Origin of the sequence: Janthinobacterium sp. J1-1, from assembly GCF_030944405.1 — a bacterium.
Lineage (GTDB): Bacteria > Pseudomonadota > Gammaproteobacteria > Burkholderiales > Burkholderiaceae_D > Janthinobacterium.
In genome coordinates this window covers 1,897,434-1,919,403 of record NZ_CP132339.1, presented here as the reverse complement: position 1 = coordinate 1,919,403, position 21,970 = coordinate 1,897,434, and the positions used below count along the sequence as shown (strand labels likewise).

Genomic DNA, 21,970 nt, shown 5'->3' with positions numbered 1-21,970 from the left:
TCGAATGACAAGGAAATTATTGTATTGAAATATCGCAACTATTCAGTCCTATGAGAGCGACACAAAAAACATCAATTTTTGCTTGAAGTGAGCAACCCCTTATCAGATGACCTCTTTTCCAAGCGGAATTTCGCTATTGACAACACCTGTTCATAGGGCTGAACAGTTGCCATCATTACATCTCAAACCAACTGGTTTGCCTATCCCCCATTTATGGGATAAATTGGGAAAACAGAAATCTTTGTTATCTGAAACAACCATTGGGGCTCTTTTCGGCAAAGCAACTTCACGTAGAGGAGAGAGATGTGGATACGCGTCCAATGCGCCAGTATTTATAAAACAACAATACCGCTGCTATTTCCGCATTCTTCTTGGCAATTCATTACCGCTGGTTTAGAGTGGTCGGGCGATCCACCCGTCCCTCTCTCCATGCGCCCAAGCCTGCTTCCGGAATACAGCAATCTGCTGCTCGCGCTCTACCGCTTGGCCCAGGAATGCCCGGTCCATCTATTCCAGGACGCGGCGCTGACACTGCTCAAAACCTGCCTGGCCTTTGACTCCTCGATGTGGGGCACCGCCACCATGCGCGAGGGTGGCATCGACATCCACAGCATCCACCTGCACAATTCCTCGCCGGCGATGCTGGAGGCCTACGAAAAAGTGAAGCACTGCGACACCGCTGCCGTGCAAGTGACGGCGCAGCGCACCATGACCATCGGTTTTCGGGTCGAGGATTTTCCCGGGGAGCACAACACGGCGTTCCGGCAGTTTCTGCATGACTTTGGCCACGTCAACATGCTGATCACCTCGGACATCCATCCCGGCACCCGGTTCGTGCAGTGGGTGTCGCTGTACCGTGCCGAATTGGCGGCGCGCTGTCTGAAACCGGAGATCGATCTGCTGGCCTGCCTGGCGCCGCACCTGATGCAGGCGCTGGCCATCAACCGCCTGGTCCACCTGGACCGCCTGAGCCATGACACGGTGCGCGCCAAATGGTCGGTCGCGATCGCTGACCAGCGAGGTGTGCTTTACCATGCCGACGACCGCTTCAAAGCGTTGGTGTTTGCCGCCTGGCGCACCGACGATCCGCAGCACTTGCCGCCGGCGCTGCTGAAGCAATTGGTCAGCCAGCCGGACCAGCCGCATGTGGCCGCTGGCGGCGTTATCGTGCGGGGTCACCGCGAACAGGGCTTGCTGTTTTTAAAGGCGCGCGCCAGCGAAACGGTGGACACGCTGAGCGAGCGCGAATTCCTGGTGGCCAAGCTAATCGCCCACGGCCTGACGCAAAAACAGGTGGCCACCCAGCTCAACCGTTCGCCGGAAACCATCCGCAGCCAGATCAAGGCCATCTTCAACAAGCTGAACATCAACAACGTCGCGCTGCTGGGGGCGTTGCTGGCGGTGCGGGAATAAACGCAGGTCAGGCCGTCGTACGCTGCATCAAGCTGGCCACCAGCGCCGGCAAGCTGGCCATCTCGCTGAATACGTAACTGGCCCCAGCCGCTTTCAGGCGCGCTTCCTGGCCGGCGGCGATATGGCCGCCGCCAATAAAGCCCAGCACCGTCATGCCGGCGGCGGCAGCGGCGGTCACGCCCGTGACGCTGTCTTCCAGCACCAGGCACTGGCCTGGCGGCACGCCGAAGGCGGCCGCCGCCGCGAGGTACAAACCAGGGTGCGGCTTGGCGTGGCCGACCAGGTCGGGCGTGAAGTAGCGGCCACCGAACAGGTCCACCATGCCGGTGCGGGTCAAGGCGGCGTGCACGCGTTCGCTGACGCTGTTCGAGGCGACCGCCTTCGGCAGGTCGATCGCGGCCAGCGCCTGCGCCACGCCGGGCACGGCACTCAATTGCTCATCGCACCGGACGTTAACGCCGTGGCCGATGGCCAGCACTTCTTCTTCCGGCAACTGCGGCAAGCCCAGTTCGGCATAGATATCATGGATCAAGGGCACCAGGCGCAGGCCCAGGCGCGGTTCGATCAGGCCTTGCAGGGTGACACCCTCGGGCAAACCCGGCAGCTGCGGAGCCAGCAAGTCGAGCAGCGCCTGCAGGGCCACGGCCTCGCTGTCGATCAACACGCCATCGCAGTCGCTGATCAGGTGGGTAAAACGCGGGCCAGTGTGGGCGGCGGTATCAGGCATGGACACTCCAGGGTAGGGACAGGCAATGATAGGGAGAGTTGACGGGCCGGGCCACGTCAAAAGCGGATGATTTGCGATACTTTTTTTCAACGCGGTTTGATAACGGCAGACTGTGATTATCCCAGATTTCCCCTTCTGCCGTCCTCAGCCGTGCGCTGGCGCCATGCAGGCAGTTGCTTTTATCCAAATACCGAAGGCATACTGCATGCTGCCCTGATCGCTTGAATCAGGCCCAACCGGACCCCAGCCATGACTTCTTCCAGCTTGCCGCAGCGCCGATTTCCCTTCGCGTCCTCCCTTGCCACTTTCGCCTTCTGCACCACCTTTGCGCAAGCTGCGCTGGCGGACGACGCGGCCGACGTGCTGAACCTGGTGCGCCAGCACGTGGCGGCGCAGACCCGGTTCGACGTGCCTGCCCTGACCGCGCTGACGGCAGACAATTACGTGGAGGTCTCGCCGATGGGCGAAGTCGACACGCGCGAGAAAATGCTGGCCTTCTATGCGCCGGAAAAAAAGACCGCCACGCCCGTCATCACGGTCGAGGAACCGCTGGTGCGCGTGACGGGCGGCACGGCCGTGCTGATCGGCAAGTTGGCGATCTCGGTCAACGCCGGCGGCCAGCAGCGCCAGATGGCAATGCGCGCCAGCTATGTCGCCATCAAGGAAGGGGCAAACTGGAAACTGATGTCGGCCCAGTACACGGGCATTGCGCCAAAACGGCCAGCGCAATAAAAAAGGGCCGCAAGGCCCTTTCATCATTTCAACCATCCCCGATGGCGGAAATATAAAAATGGCGCAATCGCGCTGGTGATCATCAGGCCCCAGGCCCAGGGATAGCCGAAGGTCCATTCCAGCTCCGGCAAGAACTTGAAGTTCATGCCGTACACGCTGGCGATCAGGGTCGGCGGCAGGAAAGCCACGCTGGCCACCGAGAAGATCTTGATGATCTTGTTCTGGTTGATGTTGATGAAACCGACGGTGGCGTCCATCAGGAAATTGATCTTGTCGAACAGGAAGGAGGTATGGCCGTCCAGCGATTCGATATCGCGCAGAATCTGGCGCGCTTCCTCGAATTGCTCGGAATTGAGCAGCCGGCCGCGCATCAGAAAGCTGACGGCGCGGCGCGTATCCATCATGTTGCGGCGGATGCGGCCATTCAAATCTTCCTCGTGGGCAATCGCGTTCAGCGCTTCGGCCGCGTGCGCATCGGTAAATTCCTTTTGCAACACACGCGTGCTGACTTCTTCCAGGTTCTGGTAGATGCCTTCGAGCACGTCGGCCGAGTATTCGGCGTCGGTGGCGTACAGGTCCAGCAGCACGTCCATGTAGTCGGCGATCGAACCGGGCCGCGAACGGGCGCGCATGCGCACCAGGCGGAACACGGGCAGGTCGTCCGTATGCATCGAGAACAGGATTTTACGGGCCAGGATAAAGGCCACGGTGATCACGCGCGAGGGGCCGTCGTCTTCTTCCAGCAAGAAATCGGTACGCAGATGCAGGTCGCCGTTTTCCGCTTCGTAGTAGCGGGCCGACGCCTCGATATCCTTGACTTCGTCTTCACCCGGCAGGGTAACGTTGTAGGTGGCCTTGACCCAGGCCCGCTCATCATCGGTCGGATCGGTCAGGTCGACCCACACCGGTTCGGCATTTTCGAGGTCTGCGCGGCTGTCGATCGGCACCTGGTTGAGCCGGCCATTCTGTAATACAAAGACATTGATCATGCGCGCTCTCAGCCGGATGTGGGGTTATCGTAATATTTGCTGGCGCTGGCGCCAAAAATCAAAACAGCGCAAGTGTACTCGCAAAGCCCTTTTCACGACCACCCCCGCGCCGCCCTTTTTCACCGAAATAGTGCGGCGCAGCATCCATACCACGCTGTCTTTCTGCCATGCTTGCCTATTCGAACACGCCGCTCACTGTGGTAATTCCGCCGCGCCCATGCGGCGCAGGATCACGCCGGTGCGCCGGTTCAGGTAGCCGGTGTCGCGATGGCTGTCGTAATAGCGCGGATTGGGCAGCATCACGGCCAGCTTGGCCGCCTGGCCCGCGTTCAGCTTGGCCGCGCTGGTGCGGTAATAATGGCGCGCCGCCGCTTCGGCGCCAAACGTGCCTCGACCGAACTCCACCACGTTCAGGTAGATTTCAAAGATGCGCTGCTTGTCCATCAGGCTTTCCAGCATGTAGGTGATGATCAGTTCTTGGCCCTTGCGCACATAGCTGCGCGAGCCGGACAGGAACAGATTCTTCGCCAGCTGCTGGGTAATGGTCGAGCCGCCGGCCACCACCTTCTGTTTCTTGCTGTTTTTCTCATACGCCTTTTGCAGCGCCTCCCAATCGATGCCTTCGTGCTCGGAAAAATTGGCGTCTTCCGAAGCGATGATGGCGCGTTTCAGGTTGTTCGAGATGCGCTCATACGGCACCCAGGTCTGCTGAATGACGGCCTTCGGATTCTTTTCCTGCAAACTCGACAATTGCTCGCGCATAAAGGCGGTGCTGGTCGGGTTATGGTCGACCCACCACCATATCTGCAAAAAGAAATACAGCTGCACCACGATAAAAGCCAGCACCGGCACGATAAACAGCCATTTGATCCAGCCATAGCGGCTGGCAGACGCGCCCTTGCGCGCGCCCTTCCTGGCCGCCTTCACAGGGCACCGCGCAGCAGCGCCAGCAAGTCCTGCGTCTCGGGCCGCACGCCGCGCCACACATGAAAAGCTTCAGCTGCCTGCTCGACCAGCATGCCCAAGCCATCGCGCACCTGTGCGCCATGCTGAGAGGCAAAATCCATGAAGACGGTCGGCGCCGCGCCATACATCATGTCCAGCGCCAAGGTATGGCTGCCAAACACGGTGGCCGGCACCGGCGGCAAGTCGCCCGCCAGGCTGGCCGAAGTGGCATTGATGACGATATCGAACTGGCCATCGGGCTGCTCGAAACCGCCCGCGCGCAAGCCGTCGATGCCCTGGCCGGCCTCCTGGAATTGCGCCACCAGCGCCTGGGCCGTGGCCACGGTGCGGTTGGCAATGAACAACTCTGACGGCTGCTCCTGCAGCAGCGGCAGCACCACGCCACGCGCCGCGCCGCCGGCGCCCAGCAGCAGCACGCGCTTGCCAAGAATGGCCACGCCGGCATTACGCACGATATCGGCCACCAGGCCGGCGCCATCGGTGTTGTCGCCAAGAATCACGTCGCCATCGAAGCGCAGGGTATTGACCGCGCCGGCCGCTTGCGCGCGCGGCGTCAGTTCGGTCGCCAGCGCGCAGGCGTCCAGCTTGAACGGCACCGTCACATTGGCGCCCTTGCCGCCTTCGGCCGCAAAGCCGCGCGCCGCCAGCGCAAAGCCGTCCAGCGGCACCAGCCGGCGTTCATAGACGATGGCCTCACCCGTCTGCTGGGCAAAGGCGGCATGGATGGCGGGGGATTTACTATGGGCAATCGGGTTGCCGAACACGCAATAGGCGTCGGGAGTGATCTCTTCGGTGCTCAATTGCCGCCGCCTGTCAGGTTAGCTTCCATTTTTTCTTCGCGGGTAAATTTGAATCGGGTGATGACGACCCACAGGTCGTCCTTGTCGCTGGACAGCATGTTCGGCGGAAAGCGGCCAAACGGCGCCGCGCGGCGCACGATGGCGATCGCCGCCGCATCGAGCGCCGGGTTGCCCGAGCTTTTCTCGACGCGGATGCCGCCTTCCTTCTGGTAAATCGTGCCGTCCTGGAAGATCGGGATATAGACCACCAGCTCGCCATACATCTTGCGGCCATTTTTTTGCGGAAAGTTCAAGGTGCCGATATCCTCGATGCGCTTTTGCAGGGTCTTGTAATACATGGCATAGCCGACCTCCTGCGTGCTGGGCGTAATGAAGGTCTTGCGCGGACGCTTGTTCTGGTCTTCCACGGTCTGGCTGATCTCGGCCGCCATGCGGGCAATCGCCTTGCTGCTCTCCAGCAAGTCCGACCCGGTCGCCACCGGATTGGGCTTGTCCTTTTCCGTCACCGGCGCGGCGCTGTAGGGCGTGGCCTTCTGCGCCTGGGTCAGCAGTTCCTGCTGCTTCTGTTCCAGTTCGGTAATCCGGCGCGCGCTGGCCTTGACGCTGTCGCCCTCCTCCACCTTGCGCATGTCCGGCAGCGGCGACTTGGCGCGCCCCTTGTCGGCCTGGCCACCACCGTCGAGATTGGCTTGCGCCAGAGCATCGGCCTTCAGGGGCTGGGCAGCATGCTTGGCATTGACCAGTATCACTTCCAGGCCAGGATCGGCAGCCACCGCGCGCTGCGGCGCGGGCGCGACAAAATGCACCGCCAGCAAGGCGCCATGCGCCAGCAGCGAAGCGGCGACAGCGATGGCCAGGAATCGGTGTTGTAAGAAGATAAGCTTCACGCTGGCAGCAAGTCCATGACGTCGGGAAATGGTGAATTTTACGTCAAAGCCGGCGTGCAACTGCCAGTTTTTGTGCGGGATGAATGGAAAGCTGTTTACTGTGTACCGGATCAGCTGATGGCGAGCCCAAGCACCTCTTGCAGTCTGAGCAACTTGCGCCGTACACTGAACGATGGATACTCATGAAACGCTTCTCCAGTTCTTTAAAGGATATTTAATGATCGACTGGCCGCTTATGTTGATGAAAATGGCCGTCTGATAAGGCTGATCATTGAAGATGGCATTCGCAGTTGCGGCGGTCAAGATGCTTCAAAAGAATGGATGAATTGAATGAAATGACAAATAAAACTCGACTTGCCGCTGCTGCTAACACGCTGGCTCCTGCACTCGGCATTTTGCAAGAACTTGGCTATGTTGTGACCCGAGACAAGACCACTGAACCGCAATATCAGGCTGAAAACGACAACTGTATTTTTATAGCGGATGATCTTTTGAGTCTACTGGGTTTGGTAAAAATTTACGCGACACGCGGTGCCGCTTTTCAGCCAAGCGATGATGAAGTACAGCGCATCCTGTTGCTTGAGAGCGATGACGATGAAGAGTAGTAGCCGAGGTGGACGAAAAAGCAATTCTGATCTCCTGCTTTATTTGAACAGACAAGGTTTTTGAACAAATGAACAAGCTCACTGTCGTGCTGGTCGATCCGCCAAATGATGAAGCTGCATCCGTCACCCTGCGCAGCAAAACAGGCGAGGTCACCGCGTTTTGCCACCCTTGTGATTTGAAGGCAGGTGACCTGATCGGCAATCGACTGGCTGTGCTGGACGCTGAGGTGCTGGCCGCCTTCCTGTCGGACTGGCCGGAAAATGAAAAAGAGGCCTTGTCCACGGAGTGGATCGAACGTACCGGACATTACTCGTACAGAGGGCGAGGCCGCGTGATCGATCAGGCGTAGGGTCTGGTCGAGGTACAAGGATTTATTGTGAAGATGGGTGCCCCATGCAACGGGTACGTCGATTTCCACATCAGGCGCCTTGATATCACGACATGGGAGACTGCCAAGCTTGAATCAAGTTGACGAGGCAATGGCAACAACTTGTCAGCAGCAGACTTGCGGATCACGTAACCCATCACGCATATGCTGATTCACGATATATAAAACCTTGGGCCACCCATGCATCAACTCCACATTGGCACTGCCACAGAATTCTTGCGGCTCGAAATCGAACCCGAATACCCGGGCTGGCTGCGCGCACAAATTACAATTCAGGTCCATGGTTTCAACGGTCTTGTCGTCGCGTCGTTCGAACCTGGGGACTTTGAAGCCTTCGAGAGAGAACTGCAGGCATTGAACACCGCCTTGGCAGGCGTAGCCGAATTTTCGTCGCGCGAGAACCAGGTGACCTTTTATTTACGGGTAAATAAGCTGGGTCACATCGATGTTAGCGGTGAAGCTTGGTCACAACCTTTTCACAACAGAAATAAACTGGCGTTTGAATTCAATATCGACCAGACTTTTCTGCCGCCGATTCTAGCCCAGTTAGGTGCGATAAATGCGTAGCGTTCAATACCCCCGTCCCATCCTGGCGGGTTCGCCTACAGAGCCTGGCAATGGACGCAATAAAGAGCAATAGCTGAACCGGCTGCCTTAAAACCCCGCCTCCCGCCACAACAGCGCCGCCACGCCACGCACCAGCCGCGCGCCCGGTGCTTCCCAGTCGGCGGCGATCACCACCTTGCCGCGCCAGCTGCGGCCGGCCAGGTCACCCGACGATTCCGTTACCCTGAAGCTGACGCGGTAGACGGCGTGTTCCGGGAACCAGTAGCCTTGCTTGTCGCGCGCCGTGACGGAGCCGCCGTGCTGGGCCGACCACATGCCGCTCGGCAGCACGTGGGTGGCGTCCTGGTCGATGCCGCTGACCTCCAGGCGCACGAACGGGCCTTCCAGGCCATCGGGATAGAAGCGCGCGCTGTCGCCGATGGCGACGCGGCGCACCGTGTCTTCGTCGAGATAGGTGCTCACTTCCTCGCCCTTGTCGCTGACCAGCACGCCGACGCGCTCGTTCTTGCCGACCCACACGCCGGGCGCCAGTTCGCTGTCGATATCGCGCAAGGTGCCGGCGAACGGCGCCACCGGGCTGTAGCGCGCGGCCTGCTCCTTGAGCAGGTCGAGCTTGGCTTCGGCGCTGGCCAGCTGCTCGCGCAGCACCATGCTCTGGGCGCGCTGTTCGACGTCGAAACCGGCGCCTTCACTGCGCCAGCGCAGGCTGTCGATCTGCGCTTCGAGTCCCTGGCGCTGGCTGGCGTTTTCCGCCACCGCGAACTGCATCATCACGTCGCCGGGCTTGACCTTCGCGCCGTCGCGCAGCGGCAGCGCGGACAGCATGGCGTGCTCGGGCGCGTGGATGGGGAACACTTCGGCCGGGCGCAGCACGCCGCTCGACTGCACGCGCGTGGGCCACGGCAGCACGAACAGCAGCACGGCCAGGCCGAGCAGCCAGGCGGTGCGGCGGGTGCGGCGGGTGGTTTTGATCTGCGGCCACAGCTTGCGCCAGACGCGCAGTTCGGTCGCCAGCGGGCGCAAGATAAACCAGCTCATTTCAATCGCAAACAAAAAGATCCCCACCAGTTTGATAAAAAAGTGATACACGAGTATGGCGATGCCGAGGAACAGCGTCAGGCGGTACAGCCACACGCCCCAGGCAAACAGGATCAGGCCCCAGTGCCGGCGCGGCGGAAAGTATTCGGGCGGCGGCGCGCCGAGCCCGAACAGGCGTTCGCGCAAATCCCAGCGCGCCAGCGCAAACGAGCGTCCATGCAGATTGGGCATGTCGAGCCAGTCGGAGACGACAAAATAGCCATCGAAGCGCATGAAGGGACTGGCGTTGATGGCCAGCGTGGCGATCCAGGTGGTGGTCGCCAGCGGGAACACGATGGAACGCAGCACGCCGTCCGGCAGCACGGCCCAGGCCAGCGAGGACCAGATGGCGACGATCAGTTCCGTCGCCACGCCGGCCGCCGCCACCTGCTGCCGATGGTGCTTGTTGTTCAGGCGCCAGACATCGTTGGTGTCGGTATACGGCACGGGCCACAGCACCAGGAAGGCCAGGCCCATGGTCGGCACACGGCAGCCGCGCCGCTTGGCCGTGATGGCATGGCCCAGTTCATGCGCGCACTTGACGCCGGCCAGCGCCAGGCCGTAGCAAGCCAGGCCGGTGGGCGTGAAGGTGTCCATCAGCATGCTGCCCAGGCGGTCCCATTCACGGTAGATCTGGATGCCGCTGACAAGCAGCGCCAGCAGGGTCAGGCGCGCAAAGGTGTTCGAGAATATCCATTCGAACGAGGGCGCCACGCGCGTCAGCCAGCGGTCCGGCTTGACCAGCGGGATGCGGAAAAACAGGTAGCTGTGCAGCAGTTGCGTATGCCAGGCGCCCTGCTGCGCCTTGTGGCGCGCGGCCATCACCTTGACGGACGAAATGGGATCGGGCTGCAGCAGCTGGTTCTGGTCCAGGAAGCCGAGCACCGATTCGATCTCGCCATAGCCGATATCGAGCGGCGTGTCCTGTTCGATATCGCGCAGCACCTGCTGCGGGCTGCCCAGCGTCCAGCGCCGCAGCACCTCGAAGGTCAGCCAGTCGATGCGGAAGAACTGGTTGCGCACCGGGTCCTCCAGCGTGTAGCTCGGTTCCCCGGTCGCCAGCGCGGGGCCGGCGTGCAGGCTCAGTTCTTCGCGCAGCGGCGGCAGGCGCAGGTGCTCGAACTGGCGCGGCAGCAGACTGTCCAAAGCTTACAACCCCACCATCTGGCGGATCGCCGCCATGGGCCGGCGCATGATCCAGTAGGCGGCCGGCACCCAGCGCCCCGTCAGCTTGGCCGTACCCTTCAGGCCCACGCGGTGGTCAGTTTCACCATCGAGCGTGGCGCGCACGCGGTAGGCATAGCTGCCGTCGGGCCGCGGCAGCGCTTCATACGATACATAGCGGACCTTGGCCGTCACCGCCTGCAGGGGGCTGGCGCCCAGGTACAAGCTGGTTTCGGCGCCCGCTGCCAGCGGAATCGCGTCGCCCACGCCCAGCCACGCTTCGACCTCAACGTCTTTCGGCGTGGCGATGCGCATGATGCGCTCGCCCGTCATCACGGGGCGGCCTATCCATTCGCTGGGGTCGTCGAACAGCGCGATGCCGTCACGCGGCGCGACGATGCGCGCGCGCTCGGCCTGGCCATGCAGGAATTCGCTTTCGGCGCGGCGCTCTTCGATCTTGCCCTGCAAGGAAGACAATAAGCCCTTCGACTTGCTGTCGGTCAGCGCCTGCTGCAGCGACTGGCGGTATTCCGCTTCAGCCGTGGCCAGCGCCTGGCTGGCCACCTGGTAGCGGCTATCCAACTGGGCCTGGTCGAAGTCCAGCAGCGGATCGCCCTTCTTGACCATCTGGTTCGGTTTTACATGAAAACGTTCGATCACGCCTTCCAGCGGCGAGCGGATGGCGGCCGGATTGGCCGGCACCAGTTCACCGGGCGCCAGGATGGTCAGCCGCACGGGAATGCACAGCAATACCGCCACGCCCAGCGCCACCTGCACCTTGCGCCGGCGCCACCAGGGCAAGGCCGCGCTTTTTTCCTGCGCCATGCGATGCTTCCAGCGCGACTTCAATGCAAACGGCGACCACGGCGCCGGCTTCATGACGGCCGCATACGCATGGCGCAGCACGTCGCACCATTCGGTCAGCAGCGACACTTCATGCTCCAGCCACGGTGTGTCGCGCGCCAGCAGCAAGCCGCCGCGTGGCGACTGCAACAACCCTTCGGTAGCCGGCAGCGGCAGCCACAAGGCATACGCCGGCAGCCACTCGGCCCATTCTGCCGCGATCTCGCCGTCGAAATCGACGGCCGTCAGCGCACCGGCCGGCGCTTGCGCGCACAGCCGCTCCAGCCATTGCACATACGGCGCATTGGCTTCGATCTGCACCACGCCCGACAGCGCGCACGCCTTGCGGTCTTCGAACCACAGCGCCGCCTGCCGATAGGGCGCCAGCGCATGGCTGCCGTTGACGGCCAGGAAATCCAGTTCGACCCGCTCGCCGACATGGCGCACACGGTGCGCCATGTCGAGCAGCGTTGCCAGCGGGCCGTTTCCGGTACTGGCTGCGGCTTGTTGCGTGTTTTCCATCATCTAACCTTGTAATGCCATCACTTATGCCCTGGCGCGATACGCCGCATTCACCGCACTTGCCTGGCGCAGCTGCTCGCTCAAGCCGCTCTTGCCCATGGCGTTTTTCGCCTGGCCCACGTTGATGCGGAACAGCGCCGTCGCTTCATGGCCGTTGATGTCGCGCGCCGTCAGCTTGATGCGCAGTTCGCCCACCAGGCCTTTCGGCACCTCGCCGGTAAACTTGCCGGTCTGCGCATCGAACTGCACCCACGATGGCAATGGACGGCCATCCTGCTGGGTGGCGGCCAGGCGCACCACGGCGTCGGCCTGGGTGTGCACGAAGGCGTCGCTCGGGATCGTCATCACCAGCGCACGGCCACTCTCGGCGTACTGGTCGGGCACGCCCTGGAACAGCATCAGCGCCGGATTTTCCGCCTTCGCCACCACCGTGCGGAAGCCGTTGTTGTCGGTGTACAGGTCGCTCATTTCGGCGGCGCGGCGATATTCTCCGTTCGACAGGTCGGCGGCACGGATGCCGCGGCCATCGAGCTGTATCGTCGCATCGCTGCCGGCCATGTTCAGTGGCGCGGCGGCGTTGATGCGCGTGTCGACGATATCCGGCGTCGGCACGAAGACCGGCAGCGGCGGCAAGGTCGCCACCGGCAATGGCGCCGGTGCCGGTGGCGCTTCCACCACCACCGGTGTCGGCACGGTGACCGGTTCCGGTGCGATCACCGGTGGCTGCGGCAGCGGCAGCACGGTGAAGTTGATGGCGACGCTGCTCGACGCCGTGCCATCGCTTGCGCGCACCAGCACCGTGTATGTGCCGGCGGCATCGCTGGCCGGCGTGCCGCTGAAGGTACGCGTGGCCGGATCGAACACCAGCCAGGCCGGCAAGGCGCCGCCGTTGGCCAGCGTCGCCGTGTAATTGAGCGAGGCGCTGTCGATGTCGGTAAACGCCGGCACCGTCAGCGCCGGCATGGCCACGCCGGCCGACAGCGTGTCGGGCGTTGGCACATTGCCCGGCGCCACCGGCGCATCGTTGACCGGGTTGACCGTGATATTGACGGTATAGGTGGTGCTGCCGCCCTTGCCATCGCTGACGGTATAGCTGAAGCTGTCGGCGCCGTTGTAATTGGCAGCCGGCGTGTAGACATAGCTGCCGTCGGCATTGACGGTGACCGTGCCATGGGCCGGGTCGCCCGCCTTGGCATACGTCGCGCTGTCGCCATCGACATCGACCACCGCCGGCAGCGAGCCCGACAGCACCCCATCCTCATCCACCGCCACCGTGGCGTTGGACGCGGTCGGCGCATCGTTGACGGCGGTAATCGCGATATTCACCGTATAGGTATTCGAGCCACCCTTGCCGTCGCTGACGGTATAGGTAAAGCTATCAAGACCGTTGTAGTTGGCGGCCGGCGTGTAGACGTATGTGCCATCCGGGTTGACGACCACCGTGCCATGTGCAGGATCGCTGCCCTTGCCGTAGGTAAGCGTGTCGCCATCGACATCAAGCGCCACTGGCAGGGTGCCGGTCTTGACCGTGTCTTCGTTGGTCGTGATCGTCGTGCCGCTGCCGACCGGCGCGTCATTGACCGGGCTGATGGTGATCGCCACGGTGTAGGTGTTGCTGCCACCCTTGCCGTCATTGATGGTGTAGGTGAAGCTGTCCGCACCGTTATAGTTGGCGGCCGGCGTGTAGACGTAGCTGCCATCCGGGTTGACGGTCACCGTGCCGTGCGCGGGGTCGCTGCCCTTGCCGTAGGTCAGCGTGTCGCCATCGACATCAAGCGCCACTGGCAGGGTGCCGGTCTTGACCGTGTCTTCGTTGGTCGTGATCGTCGTGCCGCTGCCGACCGGCGCGTCATTGACCGGGCTGATGGTGATCGCCACGGTGTAGGTGTTCGAGCCGCCCTTGCCGTCATTGACGGTGTAGGTAAAGCTGTCCGCGCCGTTGTAGTTGGCCGCCGGCGTGTAGACATAGGTCCCATCCGGGTTGACCGTCACGGTGCCATGCGCAGGATCGCTGCCCTTGCCGTAGGTAAGCGTATCGCCATCGACATCAAGCGCCACTGGCAGCGTGCCGGTCTTGACCGTGTCTTCCGCCGTGGTGATGGTCGTGCCGCTGCCGACCGGTGCATCGTTGACCGGGCTGATGGTGATTGCCACGGTGTAGGTGTTGCTCCCGCCCTTGCCGTCATTGACGGTGTAGGTAAAGCTGTCCGCGCCGTTGTAGTTGGCCGCCGGCGTGTAGACATAGGTCCCATCCGGGTTGACCGTCACGGTGCCATGCGCAGGATCGCTGCCCTTGCCGTAGGTAAGCGTATCGCCATCGACATCAAGCGCCACTGGCAGCGTGCCGGTCTTGACCGTGTCTTCCGCCGTGGTGATGGTCGTGCCGCTGCCGACCGGTGCATCGTTGACCGGGCTGATGGTGATCGCCACGGTGTAGGTATTGCTGCCACCTTTGCCGTCATTGACGGTGTAGGTAAAGCTATCAAGACCGTTGTAGTTGGCGGCCGGTGTATAGACATAGCTGCCGTCCGGGTTGACGGTGACCGTGCCATGCGCAGGGTCGCTGCCCTTGCCGTAGGTAAGTGTATCGCCATCGACGTCGGTGGCCACCGGCAGGATGCCGGTCTTGAGGGTGTCTTCGCTGGTGGTAATGCTTGTGCCGCTGCCCACCGGTGCATCGTTGACCGGGGTAATCACGATATTGACCGTATAGGTATTGCTGCCGCCCTGGCCGTCGTTGACGTTATAGGTAAAGCTGTCGGTGCCGTTGTAGTTGGCTGCCGGCGTGTACGTGTACGTGCCATCGGCATTGACAACTACCACGCCGTGCGCAGGGTCGCTGCCCTTGCCATAGGTGAGCGTATCGCCATCGACATCGGTGGCCACTGGCAGGGTGCCGGACTTGACGGTATCTTCGCTGGTGGTAATGCTTGTGCCGCTGCCCACCGGTGCATCGTTGACCGGGGTAATCACGATATTGACCGTATAGGTATTGCTGCCGCCCTGGCCGTCGTTGACGTTATAGGTAAAGCTGTCGGTGCCGTTGTAGTTGGCTGCCGGCGTGTACGTGTACGTGCCATCGGCATTGACAACTACCACGCCGTGCGCAGGGTCGCTGCCCTTGCCATAGGTGAGTGTATCGCCATCGACATCGGTGGCCACCGGCAGGGTGCCGGACTTGACCGTGTCTTCAGCCGTGGTGATCGTCGTGCCGCTGCCTACCGGTGCATCATTGACCGGGGTAATCACGATATTGACCGTATAGGTATTGCTGCCGCCCTGGCCGTCGTTGACGGTATAGGTAAAGCTGTCGGCGCCGTTGTAGTTGGCTGCCGGCGTGTAGCTGTATGTGCCGTCAGGATTAACGACCACCGTGCCATGCGCAGGGTCGCTGCCCTTGCCATAGGTGAGCGTATCGCCATCGACATCGGTGGCCACTGGCAGGGTGCCGGACTTGACCGTGTCTTCAGCCGTGGTGATCGTCGTGCCGCTGCCTACCGGTGCATCGTTGACCGGGCTGATGGTGATCGCCACGGTGTAGGTATTGCTGCCGCCCTTGCCGTCATTGACGGTGTAGGTGAAGCTGTCGGCGCCGTTATAGTTGGCGGCCGGTGTGTAGATATAGCTGCCGTCCGGGTTGACGGTGACCGTGCCATGCGCAGGGTCGCTGCCCTTGCCGTAGGTCAGCGTATCGCCATCGACGTCGGTGGCCACCGGGAGGGTGCCGGTCTTGACCGTGTCTTCGCTGGTGATAATGCTTGTGCCGCTGCCCACCGGTGCATCATTGACCGGCGTGACCGTGATCGCTACCGTGTAGGTATTGCTGCCACCTTTGCCATCATTGACGGTATAGGTGAAGCTGTCGGCGCCGTTGTAGTTGGCCGCTGGCGTGTACGTGTAGCTACCATCAGCGTTGACTACCACTGCGCCATGAGCAGGATCGGTCGCCTTGTCGTAGGTAAAGGCATCGCCATCGATATCGGTGGCGGCTGGCAAAGTGCCTGTCTTGACGGTGTCTTCCACTGTGGTTATGGCATCATTGCCTGCCACCGGCGCATCGTTGACGGGACTGACGGTGACCGCTACCGTGTACGTATTGCTGCCGCCATTGCCGTCGCTGACGGTATAGGTAAAGCTGTCCGCGCCGTTGTAGTCGGCCACCGGCGTATAGGTGTAGGTACCGTTGGCGTTGACCACCACCGTGCCATGCGCCGGGTCGCTGCCTTTGCCATAGGTGACGGTGTCACCATCGATATCGGTGGCGGCTGGCAGGGTGCCGATCTTGACGGTATCTTCCGCCGTGGTGATGGCATCATTGCCTGCCACCGGTGCATCGTTGACCGGGCTGACCGTGATCGCCACGGTGTAGGTATTGCTGCCGCCATTGCCATCACTGACGGTGTAGGTAAAGCTGTCGGTGCCGTTGTAGTTGGCCACCGGCGTATAGGTGTAGGTGCCGTTGGCGTTGACTACCACCGTGCCGTGCGCAGGGTCACTGCCTTTGCCATATGTAACGGTATCGCCATCGACGTCCGTTGCCACTGGCAGCGTGCCGGTCTTGACGGTGTCTTCAGCCGTGGTAATCGCCGTGGCCGATGCCGTTGGTGCATCGTTGACCGGACTGACCTTGATCACGGCCGTGTAGGTGTTCGAACCACCTTTGTCATCGCTGACGGTGTAAGTGAAGCTGTCGGCGCCGTTATAGTCGGTCGACGGGTTGTAGGTGTACGTACCATCAGCCTTGATTGTCACTGTGCCATGTGCAGGATCGGTTGCCTTGGCGTAGGTAAGGACATTGCTGTTGAGGTCTGTCGCCACAGGCAAGGTACCTGTCTTGATCGTGTCTTCGCTGGCGATGATCGTCGGGTTGATGGTGATCGCCACCGTGTAGGTATTCGAGCCGCCATTGCCATCGCTGACCGTGTAGGTAAAACTATCCGTGCCGCTGTAGTTGGCCACCGGCGTGTAGGTATAGGTGCCGTTGGCATTGACCACCACAGCTCCGTGCGCGGGATCGGTCGCCTTGGTGTAGGAGACGGTATCGCCATCGACATCGGTGGCAGCCGGCAGGCTGCCCGACTTGACCATGTCTTCAGCCGTCGTGATCGCCGTGGCCGATGCCGTTGGCGCATCGTTGACCGGGTTGACGGTAATCGCCACGGTGTAGGTATTGCTGCCGCCATTGCCGTCGCTCACACTGTAGGTAAAGCTGTCGGTGCCGTTGTAGTTGGCCACCGGTGTATAGGTATAGGTGCCGTTGGCGTTGACCACTACCGTGCCGTGCGCAGGGTCACTGCCTTTGCCATAGGTAATGGTATCGCCATCGACGTCCGTTGCCACTGGCAGCATGCCGGTCTTGACGGTGTCTTCAGCCGTGGTAATCGCCGTGGCCGATGCCGTTGGTGCATCGTTGACCGGACTGACCTTGATCACGGCCGTGTAGGTGTTCGAACCACCTTTGTCATCGCTGACGGTGTAAGTGAAGCTGTCGGCGCCGTTATAGTCGGTCGACGGGTTGTAGGTGTACGTACCATCAGCCTTGATTGTCACTGTGCCATGTGCAGGATCGGTTGCCTTGGCGTAGGTAAGGACATTGCTGTTGAGATCTGTCGCCACAGGCAAGGTACCTGTCTTGATCGTGTCTTCGCTGGCGATGATCGTCGGGTTGATGGTGATCGCCACCGTGTAGGTATTCGAGCCGCCATTGCCATCGCTGACGGTATAGGTAAAGCTGTCGGCGCCGTTGTAATTGGCCACGGGAGTATAGGTATAAGTACCGTTGGCGTTGACCACCACCGTGCCGTGCGCAGGGTCGCTGGCCTTGCCGTAAGTGACAGTATCGCCATCGATATCGGTAGCGGCTGGCAAAGTACCTGTCTTGACCGTGTCTTCAGCGGTGGTGATCACGGTACCGGAGGCGGTCGGTGCATCGTTGACCGGGCTGACCGTGATCGCCACCGTGTACGTATTGCTGCCGCCATTGCCATCGCTGACGGTGTAGGTAAAGCTGTCGCTGCCGTTGTAGTTGGCCACCGGCGTATAGGTGTAGGTGCCGTTGGCGTTGACCACCACCGTGCCATGCGCCGGGTCGCTGCCTTTGTCGTAGGTGACGGTGTCGCCATCGACGTCGGTGGCCGCTGGCAGGCTACCGGTCTTGGCGGTATCTTCCGCCGTGATGATCGCCGTGCCGGAGGCAACCGGCTTGTCGTTGACGGGCGTGACGTCGATCGTAACCGTATAGGTGTTCGAAGCGCCGTGACTGTCCGTTACGTTGTAGGTGAAGCTGTCGCTGCCATTGTAGTTCGCCGCCGGAATATACAGATAGCTGCCGTCGTCGTTGACAACCACCCGGCCATGCGCGGGAGCACTTCCCGTGCTGTAGATGAACGTGTCACCTTCCAGGTCCGTGGCCGCCGGCAGAGTGCCGGACTTGATGGTGTCTTCGGGCGTGGTGATGGAATCATTGCCGGCCGTTGGCGCATCGTTGACCGGGCTGATCGTGATGGCGATCGTATAGGTGTTGCTGCCGCCATGAACGTCGCTCACCGTATAGGTAAAGCTGTCAGCGCCGTTGTAGTTGGCGACCGGCGTATAGGTGTAGGTACCGTTGGAATTCACCACCACCGTGCCGTGGGCCGGGTCGCTGCCTTTGCCGTAGGTGATGGTATCGCCATCGATATCCGTGGCCGCTGGCAGGCTGCCCGACTTGACCGTGTCTTCGGCCGTGGTGATGGCGGTGCCGGAGGCGGTCGGCGCATCGTTGACCGGGCTGACGGTAATCGCCACCGTGTACGTATTGCTGCCGCCATTGCCGTCGCTCACCGTGTAGGTAAAGCTGTCGGCGCCGTTATAGTTGGCCACCGGCGTATAGGTGTAGGTGCCGTTGGCATTCACCACCACCGTGCCGTGCGCCGGGTCGCTGCCTTTGCCGTAGGTGATGGTATCGCCATCGATATCCGTGGCCGCTGGCAGGCTGCCCGACTTGACCGTGTCTTCGGCCGTGGTGATGGCGGTGCCGGAGGCGGTCGGCGCATCGTTGACCGGGCTGACGGTAATCGCCACCGTGTAGGTATTGCTGCCGCCATTGCCATCGCTGACGGTATAGGTAAAGCTGTCGGCGCCGTTATAGTTGGCCACCGGCGTATAGGTGTAGGTGCCGTTGGCATTCACCACCACCGTGCCGTGCGCCGGGTCGCTGCCTTTGCCGTAGGTGACGGTATCGCCATCGATATCCGTGGCAGCTGGCAGGCTACCGGTCTTGACGGCATCTTCTGCCGTCGTAATCGCTGTGCCGGAAGCGGTTGGCGCATCGTTGACCGGGCTGACGATAATCGCCACCGTGTAGGTATTGCTGCCGCCATTGCCGTCGCTCACCGTGTAGGTAAAGCTGTCGGCGCCGTTGTAGTTGGCCACCGGCGTATAGGTGTAGGTGCCGTTGGCATTCACCACCACTGTGCCATGGGCCGGGTCGCTGCCTTTGCCATAGGTGACGGTGTCGCCATCGACATCGGTGGCGGCCGGCAGGCTGCCCGATTTGGCCGTGTCTTCGGCGGTGGTAATCGCGGTGCCGGAGGCGGTCGGTGCATCGTTGACCGGGCTGACGGTAATCGCCACCGTGTAGGTATTGCTGCCGCCATTGCCATCGCTGACGGTATAGGTAAAGCTGTCGGCGCCGTTGTAGTTGGCCACCGGCGTATAGGTGTAGGTGCCGTTGCTGTTGACTACCACAGTGCCGTGGGCAGGATTGCTGCCCTTGCTATAGGTGACGGTATCGCCATCGACGTCGGTAGCCGCTGGCAGGCTGCCCGATTTGGCCGTGTCTTCGGCGGTGGAAATCGCGGTGCCGGAGGCGGTCGGTGCATCGTTGACCGGGCTGACGGTAATCGCCACCGTGTAGGTATTGCTGCCGCCATTGCCATCGCTGACGGTATAGGTAAAGCTGTCGGCGCCGTTGTAGTTGGCCACCGGCGTATAGGTGTAGGTGCCGTTGCTGTTGACTACCACAGTGCCGTGGGCAGGATTGCTGCCCTTGCTGTAGGTGACGGTATCGCCATCGACATCGGTGGCGGCCGGCAGGCTGCCCGACTTGGCCGTGTCTTCGGCGGTGGTAATGGCAGTACCCGAAGCGGTCGGCGCATCGTTGACCGGGCTGACGGTGATCGCCACAGTGTAGGTGTTGCTGCCGCCCTTGCCGTCGCTGACGGTGTAAGTAAAGCTGTCGGCGCCGTTGTAGTTGGCGGCCGGCGTATAGGTGTAGGTACCGTTGGCGTTGACCACCACCGTGCCATGCGCCGGGTCGCTGCCCTTGCCGTAGGTGACGGTATCGCCATCGAGGTCGGTCGCGGCCGGCAGCGAGCCGGACTTGCCGGTATCTTCCGCCGTCGTGATGGCGGTGCCCGATGCCGTCGGCGCATTATTGGCGGCGGGGTCGGCAAAGTCGACCACGATATCGGCGCGCGCGGCGCCGGTGACCGCGCTGGCCGCCACGCCGCTGAAGGCGCCATTGCCGAAGCCGACGCCGAAGTTGCTGATGTCATTCGCATTGGAGTGCGCGCTGGCGTTGCCGGTGAATTTCAAGGTGGCGGTGGTGGCGCTGGTACGCGTGATTTCCGCCGTCAGGCCGGCCGGGGTATTGGAAAACGTCACGCCGGACAGCGCCGCGCCATCACTGCCGCTGAAGCTGCCGTTGGCCAGGGTGATGGTCGACGTCATCGTAAACGAACCGTCATTGGCGGCCGCTTCGGTGAAGTTGGTGGTGCTGTATTTGATATTGGCCGCAGGGGTCTCAACTTTGTTGGTGTCACCCTTCCAGTCAGGACCTACACTGAAGTCAAGTGCAAAATATGCTCTGCCATCAAGGGTTCCCGTCCCTACCGCATTGCTGCCAGATTTAATCTGGAACGAACTCATCGAATCATAATAAACCTTGACGCGATAGGCATCACCTGTAATCGTGCTAGAAGGATTATTAAAACCGCTTGCTGCTACATATTGGAACGTGACCGAACCGTCGGTTTGGGTGGTGGGTACGAGCTGTGAATTGACAGATAGTTCATAGCGCGAAAAACCCTTGAACTGCTGGTACTGGCGGTCGGTATTGCTGGAGCTGACGCCGTCGATGTCATAGGAGTTGACGGCCACGTTCTGCAACGTGACGGCAGTGCCGGTACCGGCGCCGGTATAGGTGCCGGCCTTATAGAAATCGATGGTAAACGTGGCGCCGCCACCGCCGGCTGTGACGTTCAGATTGGGCTGGAAATAGGCAGCACCTGTGGTTGATGGATTGTCGATCGAATCGTAAGCGCTGATAGTGGCGCGATCCAGCTTAGTGGTCACCACCGCATCGACGGCCTGGCCGTCGATGGTAATAACACTGTTGAAGCGCATGACATCACCGTCCGACTTGCCTGTGCCACTACCGCTGATGCTGGTCAGGCCAGTGCCGATCGTTCCATTGAAGTTCAATGGCTGCCACTTGGCGTCATACACGGTATCGACTGCCAGCTCGCCCTGCCAGCCAGCGCGGTCCAGCGCCATGGCGGCCGTTTCGATGGCGCCGCGCTGCGCTTCCAGGGTCCAGTTGCCGTGGAAGGCGGCGGAGCCGGTGACATCGACCGAGGCGGCCACGTCGGCCTGGGTCAGTTCGGCCAGGCGGTCGACAAAAGCCAGGCCGGCCGCGCCGTCGGCCACGTCGCAGCCGTAGATCAGCAAATCACCATTGGCCGTCAGCGACTGGCCCAGCTGCACGAACTGGTCGCGGTACCACTCGATGTTCGCGCCCGAAATGGTCGAGCCCAGTTCTATCTGGCCGGCGGAGCCGTGCGTAACCAGGTGGATCGCATCGACCGGCGCATGGCCTTTCAAGGCGTCCAGCATTTGCTGCAGGCCGTCGCGGGTATGGTCCAGCACCACCACTTCGACGCCGTCGCGCACGCCGGCCACCAGTTGCTGCAGATTGGCAACATTATCTTCGATAAAAACGATCTCATGACGCGGCTGTTCGCCCGCCGCTGGCGGTACCGCCGCCGGTACCTTGACCTCGGCAGCGGCTTTTTCGGCCGCGGCGCGCTCGGCCGCCGCACCGTCAGCGGCGGCGTGCTCGGCGGCGGCAGCCCGGGCGCCGGCGGCGGTATCGACCGCCGCACCGTCAAACATGATGCGCTGTTCTAGCACCAGCGGCGCCGGAGCGCGGCGCTTGAGCGCACGGCGGGCCGGCGCGGCTGGTGTGGTGGAAGCTTCAATGACGATGCGGTCTGGATTTTTCATGGCGTATTTTTATCAGTAGGTTT

The 21,970-nt window shown here is 61.6% G+C and carries 14 protein-coding genes; 6 read left to right on the top strand and 8 right to left on the bottom strand.

All coding sequences use genetic code 11. The features are described from left to right. Positions 1-106: 106 nt before the first annotated feature. Together Q8L25_RS08655 and Q8L25_RS08650 are read left to right on the top strand one after the other, a co-directional pair. Positions 107-397, top strand: a complete 291-nt coding sequence (locus tag Q8L25_RS08655) for a hypothetical protein (protein ID WP_308924472.1) — start codon at positions 107-109, stop codon at positions 395-397. Between the two features lie 32 nt (positions 398-429). Further along, complete coding sequence (locus Q8L25_RS08650; RefSeq protein WP_308924471.1) at positions 430-1,413, top strand: helix-turn-helix transcriptional regulator; 984 nt, start codon at positions 430-432, stop codon at positions 1,411-1,413. A 7-nt stretch (positions 1,414-1,420) separates the two neighbouring features. Here the strand turns inward: Q8L25_RS08650 and Q8L25_RS08645 are convergent, their stop codons facing one another. Next, a complete protein-coding gene (locus Q8L25_RS08645) occupies positions 1,421-2,140 on the bottom strand; it encodes an HAD-IA family hydrolase (RefSeq protein ID WP_308924470.1) in 720 nt (239 codons plus the stop codon). A 249-nt stretch (positions 2,141-2,389) separates the two neighbouring features. On the opposite strand from Q8L25_RS08645, the gene Q8L25_RS08640 reads away from it, so the two are divergent. Continuing rightward, positions 2,390-2,872, top strand: a complete 483-nt coding sequence (locus Q8L25_RS08640) for a nuclear transport factor 2 family protein (RefSeq protein WP_308924469.1) — start codon at positions 2,390-2,392, stop codon at positions 2,870-2,872. A gap of 23 nt (positions 2,873-2,895) precedes the next feature. Here the strand turns inward: Q8L25_RS08640 and corA are convergent, their stop codons facing one another. The 4 genes from corA to Q8L25_RS08620 form a co-directional block, all read right to left on the bottom strand. Further along, a complete protein-coding gene (gene corA, locus Q8L25_RS08635; protein ID WP_065309743.1) occupies positions 2,896-3,861 on the bottom strand; it encodes a magnesium/cobalt transporter CorA in 966 nt (321 codons plus the stop codon). Positions 3,862-4,053: 192 nt separating this feature from the next. Then, positions 4,054-4,788, bottom strand: coding sequence for a monofunctional biosynthetic peptidoglycan transglycosylase (mtgA, locus tag Q8L25_RS08630; protein WP_308924468.1), 735 nt, complete (start codon positions 4,786-4,788; stop codon positions 4,054-4,056). Further along, positions 4,785-5,627 (bottom strand): shikimate dehydrogenase, encoded by an 843-nt coding sequence (aroE, locus tag Q8L25_RS08625; protein WP_308924467.1) that lies wholly within the window; start codon positions 5,625-5,627, stop codon positions 4,785-4,787. Before aroE ends, mtgA begins: the two co-directional genes overlap by 4 nt. After that, positions 5,624-6,514, bottom strand: coding sequence for a TonB family protein (locus Q8L25_RS08620; RefSeq protein WP_308924466.1), 891 nt, complete (start codon positions 6,512-6,514; stop codon positions 5,624-5,626). Before Q8L25_RS08620 ends, aroE begins: the two co-directional genes overlap by 4 nt. 317 nt (positions 6,515-6,831) lie before the next feature. On the opposite strand from Q8L25_RS08620, the gene Q8L25_RS08615 reads away from it, so the two are divergent. The 3 genes from Q8L25_RS08615 (at position 6,832) to Q8L25_RS08605 (ending at position 8,075) form a co-directional block, all read left to right on the top strand. Continuing rightward, entirely contained in the window at positions 6,832-7,119 is a 288-nt protein-coding gene (locus tag Q8L25_RS08615; protein ID WP_308924465.1) for a hypothetical protein, read from the top strand. Positions 7,120-7,187: 68 nt separating this feature from the next. Further along, positions 7,188-7,469 (top strand): hypothetical protein, encoded by a 282-nt coding sequence (locus tag Q8L25_RS08610; protein WP_308924464.1) that lies wholly within the window; start codon positions 7,188-7,190, stop codon positions 7,467-7,469. Between the two features lie 219 nt (positions 7,470-7,688). Then, positions 7,689-8,075, top strand: a complete 387-nt coding sequence (locus Q8L25_RS08605; RefSeq protein ID WP_308924463.1) for a hypothetical protein — start codon at positions 7,689-7,691, stop codon at positions 8,073-8,075. Between the two features lie 87 nt (positions 8,076-8,162). Here the strand turns inward: Q8L25_RS08605 and Q8L25_RS08600 are convergent, their stop codons facing one another. From Q8L25_RS08600 to Q8L25_RS08590, 3 genes are read right to left on the bottom strand one after another with little or no spacing between them, the layout of a single operon-like run. Further along, positions 8,163-10,298 (bottom strand): secretion protein HylD, encoded by a 2,136-nt coding sequence (locus tag Q8L25_RS08600; protein WP_308924462.1) that lies wholly within the window; start codon positions 10,296-10,298, stop codon positions 8,163-8,165. Between the two features lie 3 nt (positions 10,299-10,301). Continuing rightward, positions 10,302-11,684 (bottom strand): HlyD family efflux transporter periplasmic adaptor subunit, encoded by a 1,383-nt coding sequence (locus tag Q8L25_RS08595; protein ID WP_308924461.1) that lies wholly within the window; start codon positions 11,682-11,684, stop codon positions 10,302-10,304. A gap of 21 nt (positions 11,685-11,705) precedes the next feature. Then, positions 11,706-21,947: a tandem-95 repeat protein gene (locus Q8L25_RS08590; protein ID WP_308924460.1), complete on the bottom strand. Its 10,242-nt coding sequence runs from the start codon at positions 21,945-21,947 to the stop codon at positions 11,706-11,708. Positions 21,948-21,970 lie beyond the last annotated feature (23 nt).

Excerpts from the sequence above, each read along its gene's own strand:
- Q8L25_RS08655 (WP_308924472.1), top strand. The coding sequence starts at position 107 with ATGACCTCTTTTCCAAGCGGAATTTCGCTATTGACAACACCTGTTCAT.
- Q8L25_RS08650 (WP_308924471.1), top strand. The coding sequence starts at position 430 with ATGCGCCCAAGCCTGCTTCCGGAATACAGCAATCTGCTGCTCGCGCTC.
- Q8L25_RS08645 (WP_308924470.1), bottom strand. The coding sequence starts at position 2,140 with ATGCCTGATACCGCCGCCCACACTGGCCCGCGTTTTACCCACCTGATC.
- Q8L25_RS08640 (WP_308924469.1), top strand. The coding sequence starts at position 2,390 with ATGACTTCTTCCAGCTTGCCGCAGCGCCGATTTCCCTTCGCGTCCTCC.
- corA (WP_065309743.1), bottom strand. The coding sequence starts at position 3,861 with ATGATCAATGTCTTTGTATTACAGAATGGCCGGCTCAACCAGGTGCCG.
- Q8L25_RS08615 (WP_308924465.1), top strand. The coding sequence starts at position 6,832 with ATGGATGAATTGAATGAAATGACAAATAAAACTCGACTTGCCGCTGCT.
- Q8L25_RS08610 (WP_308924464.1), top strand. The coding sequence starts at position 7,188 with ATGAACAAGCTCACTGTCGTGCTGGTCGATCCGCCAAATGATGAAGCT.
- Q8L25_RS08605 (WP_308924463.1), top strand. The coding sequence starts at position 7,689 with ATGCATCAACTCCACATTGGCACTGCCACAGAATTCTTGCGGCTCGAA.
- Q8L25_RS08595 (WP_308924461.1), bottom strand. The coding sequence starts at position 11,684 with ATGATGGAAAACACGCAACAAGCCGCAGCCAGTACCGGAAACGGCCCG.
- Q8L25_RS08590 (WP_308924460.1), bottom strand. The coding sequence starts at position 21,947 with ATGAAAAATCCAGACCGCATCGTCATTGAAGCTTCCACCACACCAGCC.